Source organism: Occallatibacter sp., assembly GCF_049802275.1.
In the GTDB taxonomy this organism is placed as follows: domain Bacteria; phylum Acidobacteriota; class Terriglobia; order Terriglobales; family Acidobacteriaceae; genus Telmatobacter.
Window position 1 is genome coordinate 1 of the sequence record NZ_JBARMD010000068.1, and the last position, 2,572, is coordinate 2,572.

At 56.9% G+C, this 2,572-nt stretch carries 2 protein-coding genes; one reads left to right on the forward strand and one right to left on the reverse strand.

The features are described 5' to 3' along the window. Positions 1 to 1,807 (forward strand): tetratricopeptide repeat protein (locus tag WA354_RS02305; protein ID WP_472811396.1); only part of this gene is annotated, 1,807 nt, incomplete at its 5' end. Positions 1,808 to 1,888: 81 nt separating this feature from the next. Here the strand turns inward: WA354_RS02305 and WA354_RS02310 are convergent. After that, the coding region (locus WA354_RS02310; RefSeq protein ID WP_472811397.1) for a metal-dependent hydrolase family protein at positions 1,889 to 2,572 on the reverse strand (684 nt) is incomplete at its 5' end.

Consider the following 2,572-nt stretch of genomic DNA (forward strand, 5'->3'; position numbering starts at 1 on the left):
GCTCGTCACTCGCGAAGAAATTGCCGAGAAGATCTGGGGCAAGGACGTCTTTCTCGATACTGACAACAGCATCAACGGCGCTGTCCGCAAGATTCGTCAAGTCCTAAAGGACGATCCCCAAGAGCCCCGCTTTGTTGAAACCCTCACCGGCAGGGGTTACCGGTTCATAGCCCAGGTATCCGAGGAAGAACCGAGTTCACCGGAAACCTACAGATCCGCGGAAATCAAGGAAGCAGAAAAAGGCTCTGCTGAGGCGCAGCAGGTTCCCGCGGAGAACGGGAATAAAGCCGATGCGGCTGCAGTTACCGTCGTAGCGCCCCGTAGTCGCCAATGGCTGATTGTGCTCCTATCCTGTTGTGCGATCGGTCTCGCCAGCTGGATTGGCTGGCATTATTTCTATGGCTCAGGCGCGGCTCAGCCCATACGCTCCATCGCCGTGCTCCCGCTGCAAAATCTCTCCGGAGACCCGGGCCAGGACTTCTTCGCCGATGGTATGACGGAGCAATTGATCACGGAACTGTCCAGAATTCAGTCTTTGCGAGTGATCTCCCATACCTCCGTCATGGAATACAAGGGCACAAAGAAGCACCTACCGCAAATTGCGCGTGAACTTGGAGTCGACGGCGTCCTTGAGGGTTCTGTCATTCGCGAAAACGACCAGGTCCGCGTCACCGTGCAGTTACTCGATGGCCCGCACGACCGCCACATCTGGAGCGAATCCTACGAGCGCCCCCTCCACGGAATTCTCAACCTGCAGCGCGAAGTGGCTGAGGCGGTCACCCAGCAGATTCGCATCGAATTGACCCCGGAACAGCAGGCCAGGGTCGGCTCGGCGCATTCGGTGAATCCTGAGGCTTATGACGCCTACCTGCGCGGCCGATATATCCTCACCAACCAGTTCACCATGGGACAACCGCTCTTTCAGGCAAAAAGCTACTTCGAAGAGGCCATCCATAAGAGTCCGGACTTCGCTGAGGCTTATTCCGGTTTGGCCGATGCGTTTCTTTACCTTGCGCTTTTCCGCCAGATACCCGAGGAGACTGCCTTTCAATCTGCTCACGAAGCACTTCGCAGGGCGCGGCAACTCGACGACAGTATCGGCGAAGTGCACGATACCCTCGGCACAATCAGTTGGCGGCATGACTGGAATTGGGATGAAGCCGAGCGGGAATTCAACCGCGCAATCGCAACGGCCCCGAGCTATGCCTGTGCCCACGAAGATCGCGCAGAGTTTCTTGCGTTTCTCGGAAGGCGCGCAGAAGCCTTGGCAGAAATTACCAGGATCAACCAGATCGAACTTGGCTCCAGCGCCGCAATGACTGAAGCAGGTGTCTACTATCAGCTTCGCGATTTCCCCAGCCTTGTTGACGCTGCCCAGAGAGGGATTGCTTCGGACCCAAACGAGTGGGTCGAACACCAGAATCTTGGCATCGGTTATATAGGCACCGGAAAGCCCATGGAAGCGATCTCTGAGTTTCAAAAAGCTGTTGAGCTATCGAACGGCGATCAGGATGCCTACGCCTCGCTCGCCAACGCATACGCCGTGATCGGAAGAAAAGCCGAAGCGGAACAAATCCTTCGTGACCTCCAGAGCCGATCAAAAGATAAAGAAATTTCGCCGTACATCGTCGCCACTATTTACGCGGGACTTGGCGAAAAAGACAAGGCAATGCAGTTCCTGGAAAAGGCGTATAACGAAAAATCCCTCGAGATCTCGTGGCACCTCAAAGCAGACCCGCGCATCGATAATCTTCGCTCCGACCCACGATTCCAGGCGCTATCGCGGCAAGTTCGCCTCCCTCAATAAAACGCCGACACCCTCCCGGGCCGGCATCGTCGGAGAAGTCACGCACTGGCCCGTAAAGCGATACCTTCTTCGCGCGAAAAGCTACTTCTTCGCCGCTGCGCCGAGTTCGTCTTTGTAGACTTTGCCGCCCTTCATTACGAACGAGACGTGCTCCAACACTTCAATCCGATCCAGGGGATTCTCGGTGACCGCAATCAGGTCAGCATACTTGCCTGCTTCCAGCGTGCCTTCATCTTTCGCGCGATCGATCAGGTCCGCCGCCGATGAAGTAGCCGCGCGAATCGCGCCCGCAGGCGTCATGCCGAACTTCACCATGTAATGAAACTGCTTCGCATTGTCGCCATGCGGATAGACGCCCGCATCGGTCCCGAAGGCGATCTTCACACCCGCTGCAACCGCTTTGGCGAAGTTCTCGCGCTGCAGCCGGCCCACCATCTTTTCCTTATCGACGTTTTCCTTCGGCAGTCCAAACTCGACGGCCTTGCCAAGGATGTAATCGTCGTTGTAGATATCGGCCACGAGATACGTCCCGTGTTGCTTCATCATCTCGATTCCTTCGGCGTCGATGAGGCTCCCGTGCTCAATCGAGTCCACGCCCGCGCGCACCGCATCCTTGATGCCTTGCGTGCCATGGGCGTGAGCAGCCACTTTGCGGCCCGCAGCATGAGCGGTATCGACCGCCATCTTCATCTCTTCGTAGGTCATCTGTTCTGCGCCCGGCTTGTCGCCCTGCGAAAGCACGCCGCCGGTTGCCAGGATCTTGAT